The sequence below is a fragment of the uncultured Jannaschia sp. genome, from assembly GCF_947494055.1.
Lineage (GTDB): Bacteria > Pseudomonadota > Alphaproteobacteria > Rhodobacterales > Rhodobacteraceae > Jannaschia.
Genome location: NZ_CANLTR010000030.1, coordinates 1 through 23863, shown reverse-complemented (window position 1 = coordinate 23863; position 23863 = coordinate 1). Strand labels below are relative to the sequence as shown.

The window sequence follows — 23863 nt, the reverse complement described above, 5'->3', positions numbered from 1 at the left end:
GCGGGACGTGGTGGGCAGGGCTCCGCCAACCTCACCCCCGTAGGCAAAGTTGCGCATGCTGGATCGTCAGCTCAACGGGTGCAGCACGAAGGACTGGCCGATCACGGCCGCTCGAGCTCAACAAGGGCGATCGCGTATCCAGGCAGCGCAAGAGGCTCCGTAACCAAGGCAGGATTACAAGACAGCCACTCAGGGTCTTTCAGCGCATCATTCAGGCTTTCGGCGTCCAGAATACGAGCGGCCATGATGCGGCGCTCGACGCGGTCAACGACCAATGGTTCCGGTCCTGTATTCGCCAAAAGCGCCCTGTCACCCGCTCGGACCACGGCGAGATCTCCGGCTGACATCGGAGCCGTAGCCGCGAGCGGCCCCTGGAGGGCCGCGACCGCCTTGGCCACATGGGCGATCGGGCGCAGACGCGCATCATGAAAAGCTTGGAGCCACGCTTCGCCCTCGACGGCGCTCGGAAGCAGCCCCATCGGTCCATTCAAGGTACCTACCCCGACCGCGCCTACTCCAGCCTGTATTGCGTGCGCCAGGTAACCCAGCAACCAGGCCGCTCCGAACAATGCCCGCAGACGTGGATCGCGATTGGTCATAGGTCGACGCTCCCACTTCGGGTTGGCGACCAGTGCCTCGCCATACGGGTTGGTCCAGAGCGCTATCGAGGCGAGGCCTACTTCCATCGGGCGATCCCCGGCCAGCGCCTTTGCTGTCTCAAACACGGAAGGCAGCGCCTCAAGCGTTTCCATGACAGATCGATCATCCGCGGCATGAACGATTGCCGATGTTCCGAAGCTGACGGTGTCACCGCCAGCGCGGGGCGGGTAACGATTAAGCTCGGTAAAGAAGGTCAGCACGCCCTCAATCGTTCGCGCTTGCGGAAAGAACCGTCGGACCGCCTGCACTGCCTCTGCGCAGGACAGACCAGTAGGCCACGGACCTTCAGGCTGGTAGCTTGTCAAAAAAGCAGCGGGCAAAGCGTGAACCGACTCCACCGGTCCGGCTTCATTGGCGATCGCGTGCAGCAATTCGCTCTGGTCTCCCTCATCCGGAAGCACCAAACGCAGATGGAGCGGCAGGGAAATATCACCCGCCAGATCTGCGGCGGCGCGGACCCGAACCAAAGGGTCGTCGCGGCGCAGGTCTATTTGCGCCGTCAGCCGGTGTAAACCGAGCATGCGCAGGGTGGCGATATCGGTCGGCGCGTCTTCGTCGTCGAGCCAAACGAGCCCAAGCATGGGTGCGGGTCCTGTAAGCTCAAGGGCCTGCGGCTTTGACACGATCGCATTTGGCGCGCTCTCCTCGAGTGCCCTCGCCCGGACTGTAATCGATTGGCTCAGGCGTTCGCCGGGGGTCAGGCTGTAGGGCCTGTCCAACGCAAGAGGCCGGTAGTACGTCTTGAAAGATGCGTCGGTCCAGTTGCGCTGATCCTCCATTTCGAAAGGATGTTCCCCCGCAAGATCGATTTCTATCCGTGTTTTCTCGCCCTCGAGGTCGAAATCGAGGCCGCGAATATCCTTGAAGGGCTGGCAAGGACTGACCTTCACGGGAACGGTACCTGAAAGCGCGGTTTCACCTGTCCCCCGCACTTCAAGCTGGCGTCCGGAGAACCCGATGATCGGATGCAAAAGGACGAAACCTGTGCGCGCGCTGATCAGCGGTGCGTGAACCGCTCCGTCCATCGAAAGAGACACGCTCCTCCCCGTGGCCTTCACCCTGAAATCGCACAGCATTTTAGGCGCATCTTCAGAGTATATCTTCGTGGACCATTCTATCTGGAGACTGGACGCTTCTTGGAGAACTCGGGGTTTGCCGACCGTCATGGCATGAACCCCCCAGTTGGCATCGCGGGCAAGGAAGGCGATCGCGCGCACAACCTCCTGCCCCCGGTAAGATAAATATCGAACGTCGCCGTTACCAAGGGCAAAGCGCCAGTCCCCTACGTCGAACCATTCCAAAGGCGTCGGCAGATCCATCGTTCCGTATAGTTCAAGGCTCATCGTAACCATCTGCCTTTCCGCTATTGTCGCACGTCGACTACACATTCCGGATTTCCCAATCTGAGAAATTCTAATCTCTCTGTCCATTGTTACACACAGTCTGCGGGGTTTCATTAAGCCTTGGTGCCGTAAGTATCTTCAGCCCTCGAGCGACCCAACGCGCCGCTTCGGCTGAAGGGCGCGCCCTCACCTTCGATGTGCCCAAAGATCCGCCTGGGTTCTGGAAAACCAAGACACATGGCGGCCAGGATCTACGCGCGCTATTGCAAAACCGAGGTGCGCCTTGGCTACACGTTCGGCATGAGCGGAAAGCCCCTTCCCGAGGTCACCGGACTCGAGCCCGATATTACGCTCTTGCGTAAAGCTGCCTGAGCTGGATCTCGCGCGATGAAGACCTGCAAGGCCACATCGCCTACCAAGTCTGACAGCGTTGCTCGACGAGATGGATCACCGCCCGGCACGATCATCTTGCGCCGGGCGTACCCCGTCCCATATTTCGAACACCTCCTAATCCGGCGTCCAGGAGACGAGAATGGGCTATGTGAAGACAGCGATGCTGATGGCCTCAATGACCGCTCTCTTCACGGGCGTGGGGTATCTCATCGGAGGCGCCGCCGGTGCGGTGGTGGCGCTTGTCGTCGCGGCCGGGATGAACGTCTTCACCTGGTGGAACTCCGACCGCATGGTTCTGCGGATGCACAACGCCCAGCCGGTGACCCGCGGCGACCGCCTGGGTCTGCACACGATGACGGCCGAGCTCGCGCGCAACGCGGGCCTGCCCGAGCCCAAGGTCTATCTCATCGACACGCCGCAGCCCAATGCCTTTGCCACGGGGCGCAATCCCGTAAACGCTGCCGTGGCGGTGACCTCCGGTCTCGTGCGCAGCCTCACGCGCGAGGAACTGGCCGGCGTGATCGCTCACGAGCTGGCGCATATCCGTAACCACGACACCGCAATCATGACCGTCACCGCAACATTCGCCGGCGCGATCTCGATGCTGGCCAATTTCGCGTTCTTCTTCGGCGGGGCGCGGGAGCGGATGGGGCTCTTTGGAACCCTCGCGATGATGTTCCTCGCGCCCATGGCGGCTGCCCTGGTCCAGATGGCGATCAGCCGGACCCGCGAATATGCCGCCGATAAGGCCGGCGCCGAGATCTGCGGCGAGCCCCTTTGGCTGGCCTCCGCTCTCGAAAAGATCGCCACGGGAGCTGCGAGGATCGACAACGATGCGGCTGAACGTAATCCTGCGACGGCCCATATGTTCATCATCAATCCACTGCATGCCCACAAGCGCGACCGCCTATTCGCGACGCACCCAGCGACGGAGAACCGTGTGGCCGCGCTGCGCACGATGACGCTGCAAGGTACACAGGCGTCTCCGGCCTCGCGCACACCCGTGTCCGCAAGTCGAATACCTAAGGTCCGCGGCGATAGAAAGACTGGACCCTGGTCCTGACCTGCCGACGCGCTCGCGCGGAGAGGCCAACCGTCCAACCTCTCTCAGAACGCCACGACAGGCATTTGAAGCCGCGCGACATCATCGCTCGAGTGAAGGACGGCCTTGTTACACGAATCCTGTGTAGGATTCACATTGCGGGTCCAGCGACATAGCTGGACGGCATGTCGAAACTTGTTCCGAACCGCTACCGCACACTGAACTGATCTGCTTGCAACGCGTCGTTGCGTGAGCGTGGGTCGTTGACCGTCTGGTTCGATCCGACGACGCCTTGGCACGCGGCACCGTCAGGTAAGCGTGGCGGCCAGTCGGTCTACGGCGACGCCGCCAACCAGGCTGAGATATGCGCAAAAGTTGGTGACGGGTGATCAGGCGGCGGCTTGAAGTTGGCGGACGCCGTCGCGGAACTGAACCCCGCTGATGACCTCCGGAAGGCAGTTCCGACTGTCGAGCTTTCCCCATTTCGCCTTGGCGGACATCATCAGCCGGAATGCCATGGCGAGCCCGGACTTCCGGCTCAGGAGCGGCTATCACCGCAGAAGCCGCGCCGAGACCAAAATGAACTGCATGAAATTGGGTGGTGTCGCGCATGTGGGGGGAATTACCGAGCGTGTTCTCCGGGCGGATGATGGTTGGCTGCTTCAGGCAGCGCGGTCAACGGTTTCGGCAGCGATGGGTTGGTCGAGCGTTTCCCATCCATCGATCTTTCGCATGATGATCTGGCCGGAGGCGAGCAGCGCCCAGAACAGCATGGGCGCGTTTTCGGCATCGGGTAGGACTGTCTGAGTCTTGATGCGGCGCCTGAATTCCTCGTTCAGCCGCTCGATCGCGTTCGTCGTCCGGGCCGATTTCCATTGCGAGGGATCGAGCCGCGTGAAGGCGAACAGCAGGTCTCCGGCTTCTTCCAAACTGTCGGCCACCGCCTTGCATTTCAGCCGCCATTTCCGAAGGAAGGCCCGGTGGTGTTTCTCGACCTCGGTTTTCGTCTCGGCGTAGATCATGTCCCGGTAGTCCTCGGTCAGCTCGTCATGTAGGTACTTGGGCGCATGGGCGAGCAGGTTACGATGCTTGTGAACCGTGCAGCGCTGAATCGGCAGCTCCTCGCCCCACAAGGTCACGAGCGCGGCTTCCAAGCCCGGGGCGCCGTCCACGATCACGAACTCCGGCCGCGTCAGACCTCGCGCATCGAGATCGTCGAGGAACTGGCGCCATGCTGCGGTGCTCTCGCCGCCCATGTTGCGGATCGAGAGCAGCACCTTCTGACCGTCGCGGCGCACACCGATGGCAGCCAACACCGAGATGTTCGCGGCCTTCCTGTCCAACCAAGTCCTGGTGACGGTCCCGTCCAAGATCAGGCGGATAATGTCCTCGTCGGCAAGGTTGCGGACGCACCAGGCGTCCCAGTCGCCCTTCACCTTGCGCCAAGCGCGACTGACGACATCCTTGCTCACGGCGCCCTCGAACAGCCCGAACAGCGCGCGTTGACTCGCCGCGTATTCGTGCCGGCGAGGCAGACCGCCGCGATCAGCGCCTCGGCCTCCTTCGTTGGCCGCCGGTAGCGCGGGAGGGCTTTCGAGCGCCACTCGGTGGTCTGGCCGTGGCCATCGGCGACCCGCGCCCAACTGCGTTCCCGCACGGTCTCGGTGCCGAAGGTCCCGGTGAGTTGCCGCTCGCGGTGCCCGTGGCGGTATCCCTTGGTATCACCAACCCCGTCGCCATCGCGCCCGTAGCGAAAGCGGCCGAGAAAGGCGGCCAGCTCCTCCTCGATCATCGCCTCAATGGTGGCGCGGACGTTCGCCCGAAGCCGATCCTCGATCGGATCGTAGCTCCCCTCCTCAGGCGGTAGCGAAAAAATGGCGCTCTCGGTAATCTCGATCATGACGTAATCTCCCTGGCGATTGGCACCGCCGGTTGGGTGGGTTCAGGTCACCCGGAGATTACGTCGCCTTCAATTTTCCACCACTTCCGAGACACGACCTGAAATTGCTCGGCCAGAAACTCATGGCCCGAGACATTGATCGCCAACTGCCGAACTCCAGGTCCGCATCGCCATCCTGAACCGCTTCACTGCTCTCGGCATCCCCGTCACAGAGCCTGTCGTCCAAGCCGCTCGGGGTAAAGGGAAGCTCGGCCTTTAATCGTTCCGTGCAACAGAGCCCGTCTTCGATATCATGTCGGAGCGTGCGCAATCAGCGCACGAGGAGCTGGAAATGCTGAGGCGCCTGGAGGCCTCCCTCGAGCTGCGCCAAACAGACTGACATGCCGTAGCAAAAGCGCTACTCGAGCGGAGGGCGTTAGCCCCGTTGGATTGAAGAAGCTCTCCGGACGACGGGAAGCGTTCGAGTGGGGGATCAGCACATCAGCCTCGACTAACACCGTAATCCTCAAGCTGAGAGAAGTCCGCGGGGCCGGATCGCGTCAGCATAGTTTCGATCTCGGGTCCGCTGGGGCCTGGGATGGCAGGAACGGCCCCGGGGTCCTGACCCTTGTTCAACTCGACCTGGTGGAACTCCCAGAGCAGGAGGCTGTAGTCGTGGAGCCAGCTTACGGCCATGAAGAGCCACTCAGCCTCCTCTGGTGTGATGTCTCTTAGGTCGTCTATCGGAAGAACGCGACGCATCTGGCGGATGAACTCAGCGTCAGTAGTCCCGCGACCATCTTTCACGTTTCGGGCGAACTCCAACAGGTCGATCTTCTGCTCTGACGCCATGACCATGACCTTCTTCTCTGGCTGCTGGTGTTCGCCAGCGTCTGCCTCGATCCCAAGCGGAGATGCAATGTCCAGAGGAAAATTGGGCTTTGGGGTACATCTGTCAAAAGGGTGGCTGCACTTACTTCGGGCAGGCGTAGATCTCTCATAACGCGATTTCTTCTCGGCGATCAGATTTTATTTCTTCGTCTTTCGATCGACTGGCCAATCTTTAATTCGAAGCAACGACAGCACGCCGCGGAAAGGAAGGAAGGGTGATCTGTCAACGGCGGAGTAAAAACCGGCCACGTGGCGGCGCAAAACCAGGCCAGTGGCGGGGCGCCAGGCGCCATGGCGCGCGCTCTTGCCACATAGCTGGCGCGTGCCATGGCGCATTGGCCCGCAGGGCCAATCCTGTGACGGATGATCAGGTTGGGACTTCGGCCTTTCGAGCGCGGCTTTGGCCGAGGCGATAGCTGTCGCCGTTCATCTCGAGGATGTTGACGTGGTGGGTCAGCCTGTCGAGGAGGGCACCGGTCAGACGCTCGGTGCCGAAGGTTTCGGTCCATTCGTCGAATGGCAGGTTACTGGTGATCAGCGTGGCGCCGCGTTCATAGCGCTGCGAGATCACCTCGAACAGAAGCTCGGCACCGGTCTTGGAGAGCGGCACGAAGCCCAGCTCGTCGATGATGAGCAGCTTAACCGCAGCCAACTGCTTTTGCAGGCGCAGCAGGCGGCGTTCGTCGCGGGCCTCCATCAGCTCGTTGACCAGCGCGGCGGCAGTGATGAAGCTGACCGGCAGCCCCTTCTGGCACGCGGCCAGCCCCAGCCCGAGGGCAACATGGGTCTTGCCGGTTCCACTGGGCCCCAAGGCGATGACGTTCTCGCGCCGCTCGATCCATTCGCAGCGGGCGAGTTCCAGCACCTGCATCTTGTTCAGCCTGGGGATCGCCTTGAAGTCGAAGCTGTCGAGGCTCTTGGTCGCCGAAAACTTCGCGGCCTTGATACGGCGCTCGACCATCCGCCGCTCACGGTCGATCAGCTCGAGTTCGACGAGGCGCGCCAGGAACTGGACATGGTCCAGCCCCTCGGCGGCGCACTGGCGGCCCAGCTTCTCGTATTCCCGCAGGAAGGTGGGCAGCTTCAGCGTCTTCAGATGATCCGCGAGCAGGATCTTCGGGGTGTCGGTCATGCCGCATCCCCCGATAGCAGGGACATGTAGCTGGCCGCCGACGTGGTCCCGACATTTGCGCGCGGCAGGTAGGGGTAGACATCGAGGTCCAGCCTCGGCGGCCGCCTCTCGACCTGACAGAGGACGAGGTGTTTGACGGCATCGAAGCCGACCGCGCCCAGTTGCAGGGCCTTCTTCACGGCGGCATGGAGATCATCGATGTCGAAGGTCTCGAGCAGGCGCAAGACCTGCACATATTCCCGCCGCCCGGCCTTGATCATCCGCGCTTCCATCAGGCGGCGCAGGGTCGCGAACTCCGGCGGAAGGTCCCACTCGGCCAAGGGCGCCGCCTGGTCCAGGGCGTTGATCTTACGCTCGATGAGCGGAAGGTAATGCACCGGATCGAAGACCATGTCCTCGCGGTCGTAGCAGCGGGGATGGCGTGCGATGACCTCGCCACCACAGCCGAGCACGACCTCGTCGACATAGCCTCTGATCCAGACGTCGCGGTGGCCGTAGGCGACCGGCACGGAGTAATCGTTGGTCCTGTAACGCACCAAGGCTTGGGAGCTGACCCGTCCGGTGGTCTGATCACAGGCATCGAACGCCGCCGCCGGGAGTTCGGAGATAACGGCCAGATCCCGCGCGAGGCGTTCCCCGATCGTCTCGGACTGGCCACGGAGCACGTCCGCCTGACGCTTGAGGCACTGCTCCTCCAGGTAGGCGTTGAACGCGTCCCAAGTCGCGAACCGCGGGATCGGCACCATGAAGTTGCGGCGGGAGTAGCCGACCAAGCCCTCCGCGTTGCCCTTGTCGTTCCCTTTTCCAGGGCGACCATAGCGGTCACGGAACAGGTAATGCGACACGACCCCGCTGAAGAGAGCGGCCCTCTGGCGTGTCCCGTCCGGCAGGATCTTCGCAACCAGACAGCGGTCGTTGTCGTAGAGGACCGACGCGGGCACCTTGCCGAAGAACGCAAAGGCGTGGACGTGGCCATCGACCCAGGCCTCGGCAGTGGCCGCCGGATAGGCCCAGACATAACAGGCATCGCTGTGCGGCAGGTCCAGGACGAAGAAATGCGCCTTCTGTTCGACCCCGCCGATGATGACCGCCGCCTCTCCGAAGTCGGCCTGAGCATGGCCGGGCGGATGCGCCAACGGCACGAACAGTTCGCGGCCGTGCCGTTCCCGCTCCCGCATGTAATCCTTGACGATGGTGTAACCGCCGGTGAACCCGTGCTCATCGCGGAGCCGCTCGAACACCCGCTTGGCCGTATGCCGTTGCTTGCGATGGACTCCGCGATCGTTCTCCAGCCAGCCGTCGATGATGCCGGTGAAGGCATCCAGCTTCGGCCGCTTCACAGGAGCCGTTCGCCGGTATCCAGGGGGAACCGAGAACGCCATCATCTTGGCTACGGTGTCGCGCGAGACGTTAAAATGCCGGGCCGCCTCTCGCTGGCTCATCCCCTCGGCACAGGCCAGTCGCACCTTCCGATACAAGTCCACGGTAGGAATCCTCCCGCCCTCCCTGCCGCCAGAAAGGGTAAAGGTGGACGACTTTTACGCCGCCCGCAGCAGGGTCACCCCGCCGCTACCGTGGCCGACTTTCTCACCGCCGTTCTCACTTGTGATGGCTTTCGCGACAATCAGCGCATGACTTAACATGAAAATCCGTGATTAAAGCACGGGCGCCCAGAGGATGCGAGTGATGAAAGCGCAATCTACACGCTCCTTCAGCCTTCGCCTCTTAGAGAGAAAGATCCTCCTTCAAGATCCGCCCTTATTTGCTTGTTCGCCGCCTTCAAAAAATTATAAAACTCATCGACAGACTGCCTTACATCTTGGCTTGGTGTCAGTTCATGGCCGTAATCTTCGCCGTGCGTATCCATGCCAACCTTGAAAATTCCATCATTTGCCGAGGCGAATGCGCTCTCAAGCGTCATTAGGGTTGGCTGGCTAATAGACGCGGTGTGCACCGCAAGAAATTTCTTCAACTCGGATGCATGTTTATGAAAGTTTCCGGCGATCTCAGCCTGTGCATCACTCCAGTCCAGATCTGGAGCCCATGGATCAGGAACAACGCCAGAATAGAATCTGAAAAAGTCAGAGGCTGCCGCATATTCCTTTTCAAACATCAGCTCTTGACGTTTCAGCAAGAGCCTCTGCCTGTCAGCAAGGCTGGCAAGTTCACTCTTATATTTCTCAAGCTGCAAGTTCAACTTGGATTTGTATGACTCTACGATACGAGTAATAACTATTCTTCCAACAAAACCAGAAACTGCTGCCGATATTGATGCAATGCCGCCGATTGCGCCAACAACCTTGAGAATGTCACTCCAATCCATTCGGCACACCCTTCTTGAACGATCGTTCGGTTCTGAATGTAGCAACAAGCATCTTCATCGCTGCAACAGATGCTGTAAATGGGGTGTCCGCAAACTGTGTTGGATGGCTATGCGGAATAAGCTGCCTTCCGCAACGGATGTTCCAAGGTCATCTCTCAATTACATACCCGCTTATCAACCAGAAAAAGCAGAGCGTCACGACAGGGATATTCCGTATTCCTTCGAACGGCGCATCTGCTTTCCAACATCTCCCTGAAGGCGCACGCGCATATGGTCGAGCACCGGCACTGGCTTCCAGATCGTTGTGGAGTTCCCCCTCGCAACGCCCTTCTTCGTGACCCATGCCGTCCTGTTTCCGGACATTTTTGGACCTCGCGCCGCCAACATTCAACCAGTTTAGGCCGGTGATCCAAGAGCATATTTTTCGCTTCGGGATCACATATGATGCACACTTGCGACAGACCTGGGCAACCATAAAGCTTGACTCGAAAGCACCTGTCCGCAACGGTTCCGTATTAACCAGTTTCACGAGGAAGAAGATGCTTAAATACATATCAATCGCCTCTATTCTTGCGGTGGCTGCGACCGCATCGCAAGCCAGTCTCATTGGGACAGAACTACGGATCGGATCAGTCAATCAAGTCACTGAAAATAGCGAAATATTTACGGGCGATTTTCCCGCGAGCGCCATCGTTATCGAGCCGCAAGTCGAATTTCCAAGCGCGGAGAGTCTGTTTGGGGATTTCCCCAAGCCTCCCGGCTCATTCACCGTCGATACATCGATCAATGCGGGGGCGGACTTCCTTGAGATCGATTTCGACAATGCCGGCTCAGGCTCCTTCGCAAGCTGGTTTCAGAACACCTACATCTTCGGGTTCTCCTCCGCCGCGCTGCTCACCATCACAGGGGCGGAGGTCGACCGGGATGTGTCCAACCTTGGTATCTCAGATTCGAACGTCAGCTTCTTTGGCGAAGAGCTGTTCGTAAATGTGTCGGGCCTGTCCTACAATTCGGACTCGTTCCTCCGCATTGGGCTTCAGTCTACCGTGGCGCCGGTCCCTTTGCCGGTCCCTCTGCCGGCCGGGCTGCCGTTTCTCGTGGGCGGTCTCGCGTGCTTGTTCGGACTTTCCCGGCTTCGCCAGTCGCGGTCTAACTATAGCATCCGATCTGCGTAGCGTTTCTTGGTAGGGCGGGCGTGTGATGCCCCAATCAGACAGTCAGACATGACGAGCACCACTGCGCCCGCCCAGGCGGGAATTGCGACACCCGAAGAGCTCGGCACGATCATCTGCGAGGTCGCACCCCTCTGGTCCGATCGTGGCGTTTCCCTCTACCAATAAGGCGGCCAGTGCTCCTTCCAGAATGATCTCCTGATCATTTGGTGGGTGGTGAAGGCCGCCTGCCGGACGTCAGGCCGGCTTCTCCTGGTTTTCGACATATTGCCGGACGATCTCGAGCGGCGCGCCGCCGCAGGAGATCACGCAGTAGCTGCGCGACCAGAAGACCGGTTTCCAGTAGAACTTCGAGACATAGCCGGCAAAGTCGCGCCGGATCAGGCGCGACCCGGTGGGACTGGAATATGCTCGCCCGCCTGTTCGCTGTCGACATCCCGGAGCCGGACCGAGAACGGCATGACGCCATCGTGGTGAATGAACCCAACCATTGCTGGATCCTGTATCGCGGCCGACACTTCGACTGCGAGCACCCAGGCGGCGTCGACAGCCTCTTCGATCTCAACTTCTTTCGCCGGTGGCTCGGCCTGCTGGAGGGCGAGCAAGCCCAGGGAACCTGCTGAGGATCACCTCCCCCTGGAGGACGTCATTCATTGACGACCTGGATGCATTGCGGCTTATCTTCCCTGTGCGAGAAGCCAAATGCACCACCTCGATGTGGGTTTGCGCGGATAACAGACCTTCTCGAGCCGTGCTCCGGGCCCGATGGGACCACGGCCAGACCATATACCCCGCGAACCGTCCGAGATCTTTTCCTGATCGGCGTGTCCGGGCCGAGGGCCACAGTCCAAGAGCGCGCGATCCCGAAAGGACCTCCCATGGCCAATGCCAATCCGACTCCGCTCCTCATCGACACCGACATGCTGTCGCGCATCATCGGCGACGCCCTCGAAATTGCCGGCGCGCCGGCCTCGAAGAAGTCGGCCTGTCTGAACCGCGCCGCCGCGCGCATTGCCGGCGCCAGGCACAACTGGGGCTTCCTGATCGGCCAGGACGCGCCTTTCGTCGCGACCCCGCTCGCGGGCGACTACGAGATCGCCCGCCGTGAAAGCGAGACGGCGTCCACACCCTTCCTCGACGAATTCGTTGGTGGATCGGTGCAGTCCTCGAAGGGCGTCGCGGAAAGCGCGATCGACATATCGGAATTTCGGGGTCTCATGGACGCCATCCTGGGAATGAAGGGCCGCTCCCAGGTCACCATCATCTCCGCGCCCGCCGGATGCAGCATTCGCCACGAGGCCTTCGCCGCATCCTATCTTCACGGCTACGACCCGATCAAGGAGATCGACTTCGCCATCGCGGCAAACCGCGAGGCCGTGCACGATTACCTCCTGCCCATGTCGCCGACCTCCATCCTTTTCCTGTCGGGCCTCGAGCGTCTGAGCCTCGACGACCTCGCGCGGTTCCTTCCCCTGCTGTCAGGCTCCTACCAGGGGCAGATCATCATTCGCACGTATGATGGCGAGAAGCTGAACCGGATGTTGGCCAAGGTCGACACCTCCGGACTCCGCGACCGCGCCGTTCACATCAATGTCGCCGTCGCGACCGAAGAGACCAAGTCCAGCGTGATCGCCAAGGCGGCCGCGGAAGAGGGAATCAACACCGTCGACATTCCCGTATCCCGCGATGTCGATCCGTCGTTGCTCTACGGAATGCCGATCTTCGAGGAAAGTGAAGGAATGCGCGCCGGGCCGATGCACGCAGCCGGCGGCAACGGCTCGCCAGGACGCTCCGTGGTCCTCGAAGCGGAACCTTTGATCCTCCCGACCCCCAGAGCATGGGCCAAGGCAGGCGAGATCAGTGCCGCCTCGACGGCCGCCCGGTCCGTCGTCGAGGATCCGCCCCGGGTCGAACTCATGGCGAGCGTCCTTCGCGCGAACGCCAAGCCCGAGGCGATCTGCGGCTACATCGAGGACAATGCCGCCGCGGTGCAGGCAGATCTCGACAGCGGCGCCGTCACCGGCCGAATGTGGGAGATAGCGGCAGGCTATGTCGAGATTCTTGCCGGATACGTGAGTTCGGACAATGCGCCTGACACCTTCACATCCTCGCTGACCGCGCAGGTCCGCGCTCTGCTCAAGGACCATGCCGAAGGTGTTCTGTCCCGCATCGCCTGATCCAGGCTGACATCTTCGCGCCCGACCGGGCGCGACCCTATATTCCGATCACCCCGAGAGGACCGGACATGCACCACGATTACATCGAAGGGCCCGTTTTCGACGCCTTGTAGTTCACCAACTGCAAGGAGACCGACATGGGCAAGACCCATCGAAAGCACGCCCTCGATACCCAACACGGGTGCTTCGAGGGCTATATCGAGACCTCGAACACGCTGCACGTCTTCGTCCGGACGGCCGCCGGATACTCGCGCGACGCGCTCGAGCCCGACGTGGCGCGCAAGATCCGCGACCGGCGCCTGCGGGACTGGACGCACCGCAACCGCGACGGCTTTTCCTCGCAGGGCTCGGCCAAGGCCACGTTCCGCAAGCTCTGCGTGCGCGACGCCCGCACCCGGACGCGGGTCGCTCTCGCGCGAGGCAGGAGGGACGGCGACTGGGACAACATCACCTTCCCCAAATGTCGCGACGGAAAGCGCTTCATCTGGGCCGTCTGGTGACGGCACGCCGGCCGCAGGATATTGCGGCCGGGCCGCGACCTCCCGATCCCCGCGGCAGGTCCGGCAAGGAAATTTTCAAGCAGGAGGATACCAGGCATGTTCGGACTGTTCCGCAAGAAGCCTTCCCCCCAGGACGAGATGATCGCCGATATCGAGCAGGCGATGCTGAAGAGCTTCGACCGGATCGAGCAGGCCATCGCCGATCCGGAGCCGCTCTCCCGCAACATGAACGTCTTCGCGGCCATCGCGGCGATGACCGGCGCGATCCGCGACACCTATCCGGGTGTTCTCATCGAGGACGAGAACATCGCCTTCGCCCTGGCGGACGCCCACAAGAGCGGCCGGCCGGCGGATATCGACGGGCTGACCGGCGCGATCGCCGGCCTCGTGCGGCGCTGCCCCGATCGGCGCAGCGCGAAGATCGACACGATGACCTGGATAATCGCGCCGAAGTTGCAGGCGCATACCGAGGCCTGAAACGCGTTCGGGAACGTCCGAATGGCGAGAATATCTGACTTTTTAATCATCCCGCGACGGATTTCCGGATGCCGTGATGATAAGGGCCGCCCATGGAGGATCGAGCATGATACATACGACAATACGGGGGATTTTCCTGGCGGCCCTGACGTCCGCTGCGTTCTCATCGCCCGCGACTGCCGGAGACGAAGACACCGCCCGGCGCCAGGTGGCCGGCGTGGTCAAACTGAGCAAGATGGCCGACAGGCTCCCCGTCGATGCCGATACGGCCCGCATCCGCATCCTTGCCCGTGACACCATCGACCGACTGATCGAAGAGCATCCCGACACGGAGCTCGGTCTGCTCGCCATCACGGGCGGCTCGGTCGGAGATTTCCGCCTCGACTCGGTCTACGAAGCGGTCGACCGCGCCATGCTCGGGCTGAATCTTCCCGGATGCGTCGCCGCTCGCGACATCGAATGCCTGGGCGTCGCGATCGAGAACTACGCGACCACGTCCGGAGACGACGCGTCGGACAGCGATCGACTGACACGGCAGATCATCGACAGGCTTGCCCTCGGTGGGTCCATCGACGGCGATCTCCATTTCCAACTCCAGGGTGAAGGCATCTCTGTCAAAGGGGTTTTCTCCGAGGTCGTCGAGGCTGGCTTTGCCCCGGAAATCTTCGCCTTCCACGACGGCTTGCGCGCCAACTCGGATATCCGCGGCGCCATTCCCGACCGCCAGGACCTCGCCCGGGAAATCTCGATCATCAGCGCTGGACCCAATCGGAGCACGCAAGCCGGCCTGGAAAGGCTCCTGCGCGACGGAACGCCCGGGGCGGCAATCCTCGTGGTCCGGTTCGGCAACAGGGAGCTTCTCTCGCGCCTCATCGAGGAAGAGGGAACCGCGGAGATCGAGCTCGCGCTGCAACCGTCTCTGGAAGAGAAGAATTCCTGGTATCGGGGATACGCAAATGTCGAGGCCGCCCTCGGCGCCCTGATGGATACCGGGCATGTCGATATCGTCACCGCATACATGCGCGCCGAGCATTCGGATATCTCTCTGACCGAGATGGAAAGACTTTACGGCGTCCTGCCGTACGAGCCCTGGGCGGAAATCGTCACGGCTGGCATGTCAGACAAAGAGGAGATCGGCTTCGCCTGGCTCGGGCTCAGGTATCTCGAAATGGACGATCTCGACAGGGCCCTGACAGAGGATGTCAGGCAACGCCTGGTTGCAGATACCGAACGGGATGACTTCCGTTTTCCCTGGTCGCTGAGCACCAACCTGGAATTTGCCGGCACTCTCGACGACGCGAGGGATCGCGTGATGATCGAGCTGTTTCAAAGCTCCGGAAATCGCGATTTCCTGCAAGAATATTCGGATACCAAGCGCGATCTGCGGTACCTCGGGGACTTGATGCGCGGCACGCACGAGTCCGCGGTCGCCTCCATGTCCGAACCCGAGGACGAAGAATGGATGAATGCGGTCAAGGCCAGCATCCCCTTTCTTGTCAATGATGGATTGTTCGATCGGATGCCGCCGGAAATGACTGGCTTCGTCTACCCGTGCGTCGAGGAATACGACTTGCTGACCCCGGAGATCTCGACCGTCGGCGATACCAAATCCGAGGAGCATTACGAAAATCGCTACTGCTATCTCCGTCAATTCGAGTTGATCGGTCAATCCGAACTGAACGAACTTCATGTCGGATTGCTTCGCGCAGCTGCGACAATACCCGGCGGCAGGTACAATTTTGTCCCTCTCCCGAGAGCTGCCCGCATCCATGCCGATCCGAACTCTGCCTACACGACGAACCTTGTCGACATCGTGGCCCTTGCTCTACAGGAGACGCTCGAAGAGGGCGTTCGGGACGATTACTTCAGCCGGCTCGCCTCGCACGACGAGTCACCCTACGGGCACGAACTCCTCGCCGGACACCGCACGGTCCTGCGGCTGCTGGAACTGGCGCGCCTGGCCGCCATCGCCGAGCGCGCGGTTGCACTGGCCGACGAACCCGGTGCCGATGCGGCCGTGTCCGCGGACGTACCCGCACCGTTGGTCGTCTTCGCAGACTGACGAGATGATCGCCGATATCGAGCAGGCGATGCTGAAGGGCTTCGCCCGGATCGAGCAGGCTATGGCCGATCCGGAGCCGCTCTCCCGCAACATGAACGTCTTCGCGGCGATGACCGGCCCGATCCGCAACGCCTATCCGGGCGTCCTCATCGAGGACGAGAACATCGCCTTCGTCCTGGCGGACGCTGCCCCGATCGGCGCAGCGCGAAGATCGACACGATGACCTGGATGGTCGCGCCGAAGCTGCGGGCGTGACGCTCCTCGTCATCCTCGAAATCCCGACAGGCCGGCGCGGCGATCCGCGTCCCGCCTGATGTCATGCACGACACCCGCCGGGCCGCCGACCCCCGGTTCCAAGCACTCCCAGGAGACGATCATGCCTGCACGCCCCGAAATCACCCTGTCGCTCAGCGCCTTCCCGGGCTTCGATCCGATGACCTGCGAGGCCCTCAACGCGCTCTTCGGGTCCGCCTCCGGTCACGGCCTTGTCGCCCTGCTCGTCCGCCCTTCCGGCACGCTCAACTCGACGCGGCCCCACGAGGTGGGATTCCTGTTCGATCACGGCGACGGGCCCGTCATCGCGAGCCGCGCCAAGGCGCCGGGCGGCGTTGCCCGTGCCGGTGCCGCGGCGGCCTACCACATCTCGCACGACGCCCGGATCGAAAGGCTCTTCTCATCGATGAGCCTGGCCTGCACGGGGCCGCACCACGATCGCTTCGCCGTCACCGCCGGCGGTGCCGTCTCCTGGCGTGCGCCGATGACCCCCTGCCGGAAATCGGATGAAGCCTCCTATCAGCAGCTGACCTCGGATGGGGGCGGCATGATCGGCTATGTCGCCGCCGGAGCCGACCGAAGCGCGCATGCGAGCCTCGTCGGCCAGGGTATCATCGGCCCCGTGGCCAGCGCCGCCTACGCCGCCTCGATCGCGAAACTGCCGAAACCCCGTCAGGTCGGAATGCATCGCCGGATCACCGCACGCGTCGGGACCCAGGTCTCCAACAAGCATCTTCACCGGGCATGCTGAAGGGCTGACCGACCGGGACAGGAGCATTGCCGCCGATCGCACGCCCCGGCCCGGGGCCGCGGGTGACCCCGTCCGGGCCGAATGTTAACGCCTTCGGACACCGCCGGGGGAAGCCAGATGCCCGATCGCCACGACGACGCCGACACCTTGCGCGAGGATGCCCTCGAGAGCCTGCGCAAGCAGATCCGACAAACCAACAGGGACTTCCTGCTGTTCTTCGGGTGCTGCCTGGTCGCGGTCGTCGCCACGAACGTCTTCTACATCTGGCTCGTGCTCCAATGGTCCGAACCGACTCCCTGACGGCCGGCGCCCGCGCGTCGTCGAGCCGGCCTCCGCCTCGGCCAGGCTCGGGATGAAAGCCGCCCGGAGGCTGTGCAACCGGCGGCCCCGGTGATAGCAATCAACGGGCGGGAAAGGCAGGAAGGCATCTCGATGGGCCGGAACTCGTATCTCGGCGGCGGCACCACGATCCGTGGAGGACAATGGTCGTCCTACGATCCTCAGGAAGTGCGCAACCCCCTCCTGTCACGCAAGCCGGACAGGCCGGATCCCGCATCCGTCCCGCAGCGGCCTGATCCCGCGGCGCCCAGCAAGGCTTCGCGAAAAGCCGCGGCCGCCGCGCCCAGCAGGGCTTCGCGAAAAGCCGCAGCCGCCGCGCTCCGGCAGAATGCCCTTCTGAGCTATGCCCTCCTCTGCGCCGCGGCCGACAGGAAGGGCGTCGCTCGACCGCCCCGTCCCGCATCCGTCAAGAAGGGCGCGTTACGCCACCAGAAGCAACGCGACAAGTTCGAGACGCTCGTACGATCCTTCCTCTAAGGGGGCCGACCCGGCCCGCCGGCAAGAGGGTTTCGTCCCGCGCCGATGGCAGCCCCGTGATCCGATCCCGGGCGAGGCTTTTTCCCTGTCAGGGACCGACCGGAGGGTCGGTCGCATCACGGCGCCGGCTCCGCGCGGAGCCGGCGCCTTTCTCATGGAGAGAGCCCCGGGGGTCGGAAGACCCCATATCCCGGATCTGAACCTCGCCGCCGCCCGCCGCGCAAGGACGCGAAAGACAGACAGGAAGGCAAACGCCCGATGAAGGGAGGGACCGCATGATCGACATCCTCGCCCGGGGCGCGCACGCGCCCTTCCCGACGCGCTCCTGTCGGCGATCCCGCTCGGCACGGCCCTTCCGTGCGGCGCGCGGATGTACCTCCGTCCATTCTTCACCCCGCCATTCTTCACACGGGGCCGAGCCCCTGCCTCATCCATTGACCCGGAGACCCAGATGATGACCGCCCCGAACGACGCCCCGCTCTACATCCGCCCCCTCAATAAGGTCGAGGAGGGTCCCTTCACGATCGAGGAGGCCATCGCGGCCGCCAGGAAGCACCTCTACGTCTCCCCGGCCGATGCCAGCCGGATCGCCGAGGATTACCGTGCCGGCAGCCAGGGTCCCTGGCACGTGGTCTACGGGTTCTTCGACTGCACGATCCGCGTCGGATCGGACCTGCGCCTGGCGGCCTGACGGCGCCGCAGACGCATCCCGACCAGGGTGGCCGAAGCCACGCCCCGACCCTTAGGACGACCGAAACCTGCTGGAGACACGCCATGACCGAATACGATTCGAGCCCTGCCGCCGCCGATGCCCGCTTCGCCGCGTCCGGCGGCGACGAGAGCCTCGTTCCCGCGGGAAGCTACTGCTACCGAGGATGCCTGGGAAGCGGCCCGCGAGGAAGATCGCCGAACCTGACGGCAGGCCCGAAGCGGATCGGCGTCTTGCCGGCCGGAGATTCAACGACCATTCTGCATTCACGTCACGACAGGACACCCGATGACAACGCGATCCCGAACCGACGGACGGAGCCTGACCGAAATCCTGGCTTCCGCGGCGCTGGCCGTCTTCAACATCCTGCTCTTCGTCTATTTCGTGCAGGCCCGCATGCTCGACAACCGCTATGACGACGTGGTGACCATTCTGGTCCTGGTCACGGGCGGCATCAATCTCATCCTGGCCTTCGGCGTCGGCGTAGAGGCCTACCGGACGCATCGCGCGTCGAAGCGGCGCTCGAAAGCGTCGGCCGCATCCGCCACGCGATAGGAGAGGCCGCGCCTTTTGCTATGGTCCGGGCCGCCCGGACAGGGCACACTTCCGGGTGAGTGTGCCCTGTTCGTCGGACCCCCGAGGCTCGAGACTGGATGGGGCTTCCGCGATCTGCGGACGCACTCGCGCGCAGCCCTCCGGACCCGATTGGATCGGTGCGCGGACCACGGAGCCCCCAAGGCTCCGTATCGATCGAAGACAGCATCCTCGTATCCCGATCCCGGGCCGAGGCGCGCCCGACGGGTCCAGACGACGCCACATGGCCACCGACACCGTCACGAACGGGTCGAGGGATCTTCGAACAAGGATCACAACCATGTCTCGCAAGACCAAATCCGGCGCTCCCGCCCCTCTCCTGGCGCTGCGCGCCGACCGCATCTCGGACGCGGCCGACCGGATCCTCGAGACGGCCCGGGCCGGCCGCCTCTCCAAGAACGCGATCCTCAACGCCATCGCCTGCGCCGTGTCCGGCCCCGGCCATGACTGGGGCCACATTACGAATGCGCCGAACGGGCTCCGCGTGCAGCCCGGCATCGAGCTGCCCGGTCTCGCGTCCGGTCCGATTGCGCCCCCGATTGCGCCCCCGATTGCGCCCCCGGTTGCGCCCTCGACCGCGCCCTCGAGCACCGCGCCGAACTCCGAGACGATCCACGGTGACGTGGGCGAAGTGTTAAGCGTTCAGGACATCGTCCACGATGCGTTGGGCCTCGTCGCCGACGGCGACGCCACCGTCACCGCGTTGCTGGAGGAACGCCTGCTCACGCATGTCGAGCTCGACGAAAACGTGATCCACACCGCCGCGCGTGACATCGTCATGCAGGATACGCATGGCCACCTCGGCCGCCTGCTGGCGGAGGTCGGACGCCAGGGGCTGGTCGAAGAGGTCGTGGATCACTACGCAGACGCCCTGCACCGCGTCCTCGAGCCAGACGCCCGCCGCAAGGCGGCGGATGTCTTCGACCATGCGGGTATCGCGCGCGACGCGCCCGCGATCTTCATGGATCCCGGACGGCACGGGCGTGCGTCCGCCCCCGTGGTCGTGCCGGACGCACGGGCGTTCTATTGCCACTGCATGCTGTGCTTCCAAGATCCCGAAAAGCTCGAGATCCTGCCCCAGGCGGGCGCGTTGCTGAAGCTGCGCTTTCATCCGCAGGCATGGGTCGACGATCATGCCGTCGATGTCGCCGACGGGTCGGACCCGAACAACGATTTCGTCCTGCCCGCTTCCGCGATCGCCCGAACCCATACGGATACGGCTCATCTCCTGGGGCACCCGGACACACCCGACCATATCCGCAAATAGCACGGCCCATGCATGATCGAGGTCGTCGATCTCGAAGCACAGGACTGACCAAGCCTCACATCCTGCTTCGACCGTCAGGGGCGATAATCCTGGAAGGATGCCCCCATGACGATGATTGTCTATCGAGAGACCGAAGAGATGCGCCAGTTCCGCGACGCGCAGGAGATCGTGGATCGCCTGGAAGGTCTCGGCTACCGGATCTCGCTCCGCGACGCGCATTGCGCCTGGAAGTCCCATTCGGAGACGATGGAAGCGGGCTGGCTGGTTCTGCCCGAAGATGACGGGCACCTGCTCTCGTCGATCCGATCCCATTGCGACGAGATGTGAGTCGATGAGCCGCAAATCCTACATGATCCTCGGAGGAGTCGGCGGCCTCGCACTCGTCTTCGCAGGCCTCTTTCTCCCCGGAGGCGATATGGCGGTCGTGACCTTCGGCGCCGGCGCGCTCTTCGGAAAGGGCTACGGCATCTGGGAAACGCGCGATGCGCGGGCCCGCGAAAGACAGACAGGCGTGCCCGGAGACGAGAGACGGAAAAACGAGAGTTGGCAAAACGAGGGACAGCAATGCGCACGCTGATGCGAGAGCAGTTTTCGCACGCGGCGGACATGGACCGCATCCCGGAGGATGCCGAGACCGGGATCGCGCCGATCGAACGGCCCGACGAGGGCGTCCTTCCATGATCGCCTGGAAAATTATGCGGGCCGACCCGGCGACGGGCCGCATCGCCTCCGGTGCCGACAGCCGGCTCACGTTCGACCTCGTCCCCGGAGCCGTTCTCGAGATGCCCGGCCAGGGAATCTGGATGAGCCTCCAGCGAAGCTATGTCGAGACGCATTACGCGTGCCACGACGCGAATCTCCTCCTGGAACTCGACTTCGATCCGGAGACCCTCATCGAGGGCAACCTGTCCGACGCGGAAACCGAGTTCAGCGTGCCCCGGGCGACGGTTCGCTCGATCACCATCCTGCCCAGCGACGACTGACCCGTGACGCCCGACGGGGGCGACCGTCGTGACGACCGGGGCCGCAACGACGGGGGCGTCCGGCCGTGTCGAGGCTCGAGGCTTGCCTGGCAGCCCGTCACCGACCAGACTGGCGGACGCCACTTGTCGAAAGGATCCTACCGATGCTCACCTGCACCGTTATCGCCGGAATTCTGTTCCTGTCCGGAGACGGGGAGGGCAAATCCCACAATTTCCACCATGTCGCCAATTTCTCGCTCAGCGACACGACGACATACCTCAACACTCAAATAGAGGGCAAGCGCGTCAGGTTCGAGATACCCGAAGAGCTTCGCGCCGACACCGCGATCGGCATCGTCCGGAACTGCGCCCGACAGGGCCAGGCGGACGCCAACAGCGCCGCGCTCTCGGGGCAGAACTGACGGACGACGCCAGTCCCTGGCGCTGAATTCTGAATGTTCTTCGGCTGATCCCTGACCCCATCCCGGTCGGCCGGAGACGATCCCCGGTGCGAATGCCGGGGCGCCCGGGACACGCGGCCGGCTGCCGCCGGAACGCCCGGGGGCTGGCGCCCAGCCCCTGACGGTAAATGTTGATGGCGTCCCTCTTTGGGTGACTATTTTGCGTTCTGAAGCACGGCTCGGAGCGTGCTGGCGCGAAAAATCCGCGCAATCTGTTAGGGCTCATTGCCAAGATGCTCGCTAATCAGCTTCGCGAAGGGAGTGATGTCTCCTCCAAAGCTCGCGGCATCGAGAGCCTGCATATAGCGCTTCCGCTGATCGAGCCGGATCACAGCCCATGGATAACCCGAGCTCGCGAGCACAGCGTTCATCACGAAGCGAGCGAGGCGCCCGTTTCCGTCCGGATAAGGGTGGATGTAGCCCAAAAGCCAGTGACCAAGCACCGCACGCACTCCGGGGTGCTCCTCCTCGTCAAGGAGATCGAAGTAGGTCTCCATCGCATCCATGAGCTTTTCGCACGCCGGAGGCACATGATTGGCTGTGCGAATGAATACCGGGTGATTGCGATATCCGATCAGTTGGCCTCGCGTTAGAATGCCCGCGTCGATCGACGGCTCGAAGAGATCTTGATACCAATCGCTTAGATTGTCGCGCACCGAGACCGGCTCACCTCGCTCGATGGATGTTTTCACCACCTCGCGGGCAGACTGGAAAACATTCCAGTAGCCCTTCGCGGCCATGGCATCACGAGAGGTGGCGTCCGACTTGTCGGCCTCAGGGTCCCAGGTTCCGCTGCGAATCTTCTCGATCAGCTCTTCGGAGACCCTATAGCCTTCGATCGAGAGCGAGTTCCAGGCATCATGAGTGTAGACATCGTCGATCTGCCAAAGCACCTCGTCGACATCCACAGGCCCTCCCAGGGCCGGTAGCAGGTCAATGATCGCCTGTCGATCCCTCTGCCATATTGCTCGCAACATGTTCGAGATCGGGGCCGCGCCAGCAACAACAGCAATGCCTTCCCCAGTAAAGGGGTTTTCATTCCTCAGATCCATATCTGCGCGGCGCATGCCATCGGCCAGGCGCTTGGAGTGGTCGTCCATCCCCAAGTGCTTGAACGCGCCAACCAGGCGGTTACCCGGGCGCCTGTGCGCCCCGCCAACCACCGCGCGCAACAGGGCATCGACATTTCGGTAGCTGCCTATTAGCGCTGCAACTGACATAGCCTGCGTATGATAGCAATTCTCTGCCATATGGATCAGCGTGGCCTCCGGAGTGTAGACCCTCAGCCCGTTCGGTAGCTGCGTCCTCCGATCCTGCTCAGGAAGCTCCCTGACCCTCAGATCAAAGAGCGACCGCTTGCCAGGGAGTTCGACGGCATTGTTGCCTCCTTTAGGGGCATGCACGATCACCTGGGTAGCCGGCACCTGCGATCCAGTATGCAGATCGAGGCAAATTTCAGGACTGAGAACCCAGTCGCTACCAAAGCGATGCTCGCAGTATCTCTGGACAAATGACCAGTAGCTCATCGTCCACGGCGTCGTGTCACCGGGACGCGAACTGGGGTCCGACAGGTGATACCAGCCCTTCATGATGGGCTGAAGATAGCCAGCCTTCCTTAGTGCCTTGATCCGCACCGGGTCGATTTCGCCGCTGCGAACCACAAGATGTCCTTGCTTCTGCAAGGTGTGCAGGGCTTCCAAGGCGCCGGCCAAGATCTCCCGTTTGTCTGCCATAACCGTCCCAGTTCGTCGTATGCGTCCAAGTATAAGTATATAGATATGTCCAACCGCAAGTAAATGGCGTCGTCCATTGTGAAGTAAATATTACAGTCCAAGTTCAAGTATATTTCTTAAGCCAAACTCAAGTAAGTACCGAGAATGCTCGCAGCGAGCCGCCCGGAACGTAAGCGGTGGCTGCGGCCCACGTTGTCGGGCATCGGCCTGATTGCGAGATCTACCCATCTCAAGATGGGGAGTGCG

24 protein-coding genes and 5 pseudogenes are annotated in these 23863 nt (G+C 62.5%); 20 read left to right on the top strand and 9 right to left on the bottom strand.

Annotation, left to right across the window (positions count from 1 at the left end):
• Positions 1–101: 101 nt before the first annotated feature.
• Positions 102–2012: a hypothetical protein gene (locus Q1A87_RS17435; RefSeq protein WP_299654160.1), complete on the bottom strand. Its 1911-nt coding sequence runs from the start codon at positions 2010–2012 to the stop codon at positions 102–104.
• 228 nt (positions 2013–2240) lie between these two features.
• Here Q1A87_RS17435 and Q1A87_RS17430 point away from each other — a divergent pair, with 228 nt between their 5' ends.
• From Q1A87_RS17430 to Q1A87_RS17420, 3 genes and pseudogenes are all read left to right on the top strand, one after another.
• Positions 2241–2375 carry a hypothetical protein gene (locus tag Q1A87_RS17430; RefSeq protein WP_299654157.1) on the top strand — a complete coding sequence of 45 codons (135 nt, stop codon included), beginning with the start codon at positions 2241–2243 and terminating at the stop codon, positions 2373–2375.
• A gap of 160 nt (positions 2376–2535) precedes the next feature.
• Entirely contained in the window at positions 2536–3459 is a 924-nt protein-coding gene (gene htpX, locus Q1A87_RS17425; protein ID WP_299654155.1) for a zinc metalloprotease HtpX, read from the top strand.
• Positions 3460–3623: 164 nt separating this feature from the next.
• Positions 3624–3827: pseudogene (locus tag Q1A87_RS17420) on the top strand (transposase).
• On the opposite strand, the pseudogene Q1A87_RS17415 reads toward Q1A87_RS17420, so the two are convergent.
• A pseudogene (locus Q1A87_RS17415) lies at positions 3828–3980 on the bottom strand (IS256 family transposase); the annotation flags it as partial.
• 120 nt (positions 3981–4100) lie between these two features.
• Positions 4101–5338: pseudogene (locus tag Q1A87_RS17410) on the bottom strand (IS256 family transposase).
• Positions 5339–5430: 92 nt separating this feature from the next.
• Between Q1A87_RS17410 and Q1A87_RS17405 the strand changes: the two are divergent.
• Positions 5431–5597 (top strand): annotated as a pseudogene (locus Q1A87_RS17405) (IS5/IS1182 family transposase); the annotation flags it as partial.
• A 221-nt stretch (positions 5598–5818) separates the two neighbouring features.
• Here Q1A87_RS17405 and Q1A87_RS17400 read toward each other — a convergent pair.
• The 4 genes from Q1A87_RS17400 to Q1A87_RS17385 all read right to left on the bottom strand — a co-directional run bounded on the left by Q1A87_RS17400 (position 5819) and on the right by Q1A87_RS17385 (position 9663).
• On the bottom strand, positions 5819–6175 hold the full coding sequence (locus Q1A87_RS17400) for a hypothetical protein (protein WP_299654152.1): 357 nt from the start codon (positions 6173–6175) through the stop codon (positions 5819–5821).
• Positions 6176–6575: 400 nt separating this feature from the next.
• Entirely contained in the window at positions 6576–7340 is a 765-nt protein-coding gene (istB, locus tag Q1A87_RS17395; RefSeq protein ID WP_299654149.1) for an IS21-like element helper ATPase IstB, read from the bottom strand.
• The gene (gene istA, locus Q1A87_RS17390) at positions 7337–8782 is read right to left on the bottom strand and encodes an IS21 family transposase (RefSeq protein WP_299654200.1); all 1446 of its coding nucleotides are present in this window, start codon (positions 8780–8782) and stop codon (positions 7337–7339) included. The genes istB and istA overlap by 4 nt, the downstream gene beginning before the upstream one ends.
• A 269-nt stretch (positions 8783–9051) precedes the next feature.
• Positions 9052–9663: a hypothetical protein gene (locus Q1A87_RS17385; RefSeq protein WP_299654147.1), complete on the bottom strand. Its 612-nt coding sequence runs from the start codon at positions 9661–9663 to the stop codon at positions 9052–9054.
• Positions 9664–10028: 365 nt separating this feature from the next.
• Between Q1A87_RS17385 and Q1A87_RS17380 the strand changes: the two genes are divergently transcribed.
• Positions 10029–10838, top strand: a complete 810-nt coding sequence (locus tag Q1A87_RS17380; RefSeq protein WP_299654144.1) for a hypothetical protein — start codon at positions 10029–10031, stop codon at positions 10836–10838.
• A gap of 234 nt (positions 10839–11072) precedes the next feature.
• On the opposite strand, the pseudogene Q1A87_RS17375 reads toward Q1A87_RS17380, so the two are convergent.
• A pseudogene (locus tag Q1A87_RS17375) lies at positions 11073–11237 on the bottom strand (transposase); the annotation flags it as partial.
• A 5-nt stretch (positions 11238–11242) separates the two neighbouring features.
• Between Q1A87_RS17375 and Q1A87_RS17370 the strand changes: the two are divergent.
• From Q1A87_RS17370 to Q1A87_RS17300, 15 genes are all read left to right on the top strand, one after another.
• Complete coding sequence (locus Q1A87_RS17370; protein WP_299654142.1) at positions 11243–11458, top strand: hypothetical protein; 216 nt, start codon at positions 11243–11245, stop codon at positions 11456–11458.
• 255 nt (positions 11459–11713) lie between these two features.
• The gene (locus Q1A87_RS17365; RefSeq protein WP_299654140.1) at positions 11714–13012 is read left to right on the top strand and encodes a hypothetical protein; all 1299 of its coding nucleotides are present in this window, start codon (positions 11714–11716) and stop codon (positions 13010–13012) included.
• Between the two features lie 137 nt (positions 13013–13149).
• Positions 13150–13512: a hypothetical protein gene (locus tag Q1A87_RS17360; RefSeq protein ID WP_299654138.1), complete on the top strand. Its 363-nt coding sequence runs from the start codon at positions 13150–13152 to the stop codon at positions 13510–13512.
• A 96-nt stretch (positions 13513–13608) separates the two neighbouring features.
• On the top strand, positions 13609–13989 hold the full coding sequence (locus Q1A87_RS17355; protein ID WP_299654136.1) for a hypothetical protein: 381 nt from the start codon (positions 13609–13611) through the stop codon (positions 13987–13989).
• A gap of 106 nt (positions 13990–14095) precedes the next feature.
• Positions 14096–16051, top strand: a complete 1956-nt coding sequence (locus Q1A87_RS17350; RefSeq protein ID WP_299654134.1) for a hypothetical protein — start codon at positions 14096–14098, stop codon at positions 16049–16051.
• A 4-nt stretch (positions 16052–16055) separates the two neighbouring features.
• Positions 16056–16274: a hypothetical protein gene (locus Q1A87_RS17345; protein ID WP_299654132.1), complete on the top strand. Its 219-nt coding sequence runs from the start codon at positions 16056–16058 to the stop codon at positions 16272–16274.
• 153 nt (positions 16275–16427) lie between these two features.
• Entirely contained in the window at positions 16428–17075 is a 648-nt protein-coding gene (locus Q1A87_RS17340; protein WP_299654129.1) for a hypothetical protein, read from the top strand.
• A gap of 117 nt (positions 17076–17192) precedes the next feature.
• Complete coding sequence (locus tag Q1A87_RS17335) at positions 17193–17375, top strand: hypothetical protein (RefSeq protein ID WP_299654127.1); 183 nt, start codon at positions 17193–17195, stop codon at positions 17373–17375.
• A 967-nt stretch (positions 17376–18342) separates the two neighbouring features.
• Positions 18343–18582, top strand: coding sequence for a hypothetical protein (locus tag Q1A87_RS17330; protein WP_299654124.1), 240 nt, complete (start codon positions 18343–18345; stop codon positions 18580–18582).
• A gap of 306 nt (positions 18583–18888) precedes the next feature.
• Positions 18889–19155, top strand: coding sequence for a hypothetical protein (locus Q1A87_RS17325; RefSeq protein ID WP_299654121.1), 267 nt, complete (start codon positions 18889–18891; stop codon positions 19153–19155).
• A 319-nt stretch (positions 19156–19474) separates the two neighbouring features.
• Positions 19475–20461 (top strand): hypothetical protein, encoded by a 987-nt coding sequence (locus Q1A87_RS17320; RefSeq protein ID WP_299654118.1) that lies wholly within the window; start codon positions 19475–19477, stop codon positions 20459–20461.
• Between the two features lie 105 nt (positions 20462–20566).
• Positions 20567–20788, top strand: coding sequence for a hypothetical protein (locus tag Q1A87_RS17315; protein ID WP_299654115.1), 222 nt, complete (start codon positions 20567–20569; stop codon positions 20786–20788).
• Between the two features lie 4 nt (positions 20789–20792).
• A complete protein-coding gene (locus Q1A87_RS17310) occupies positions 20793–21038 on the top strand; it encodes a hypothetical protein (protein ID WP_299654112.1) in 246 nt (81 codons plus the stop codon).
• A gap of 100 nt (positions 21039–21138) precedes the next feature.
• A complete protein-coding gene (locus Q1A87_RS17305) occupies positions 21139–21444 on the top strand; it encodes a hypothetical protein (RefSeq protein WP_299654109.1) in 306 nt (101 codons plus the stop codon).
• A 143-nt stretch (positions 21445–21587) separates the two neighbouring features.
• Complete coding sequence (locus Q1A87_RS17300; protein WP_299654106.1) at positions 21588–21845, top strand: hypothetical protein; 258 nt, start codon at positions 21588–21590, stop codon at positions 21843–21845.
• Between the two features lie 254 nt (positions 21846–22099).
• Here Q1A87_RS17300 and Q1A87_RS17295 read toward each other — a convergent pair whose 3' ends face one another.
• Positions 22100–23617, bottom strand: coding sequence for a Fic family protein (locus Q1A87_RS17295; protein WP_299654103.1), 1518 nt, complete (start codon positions 23615–23617; stop codon positions 22100–22102).
• Positions 23618–23863 lie beyond the last annotated feature (246 nt).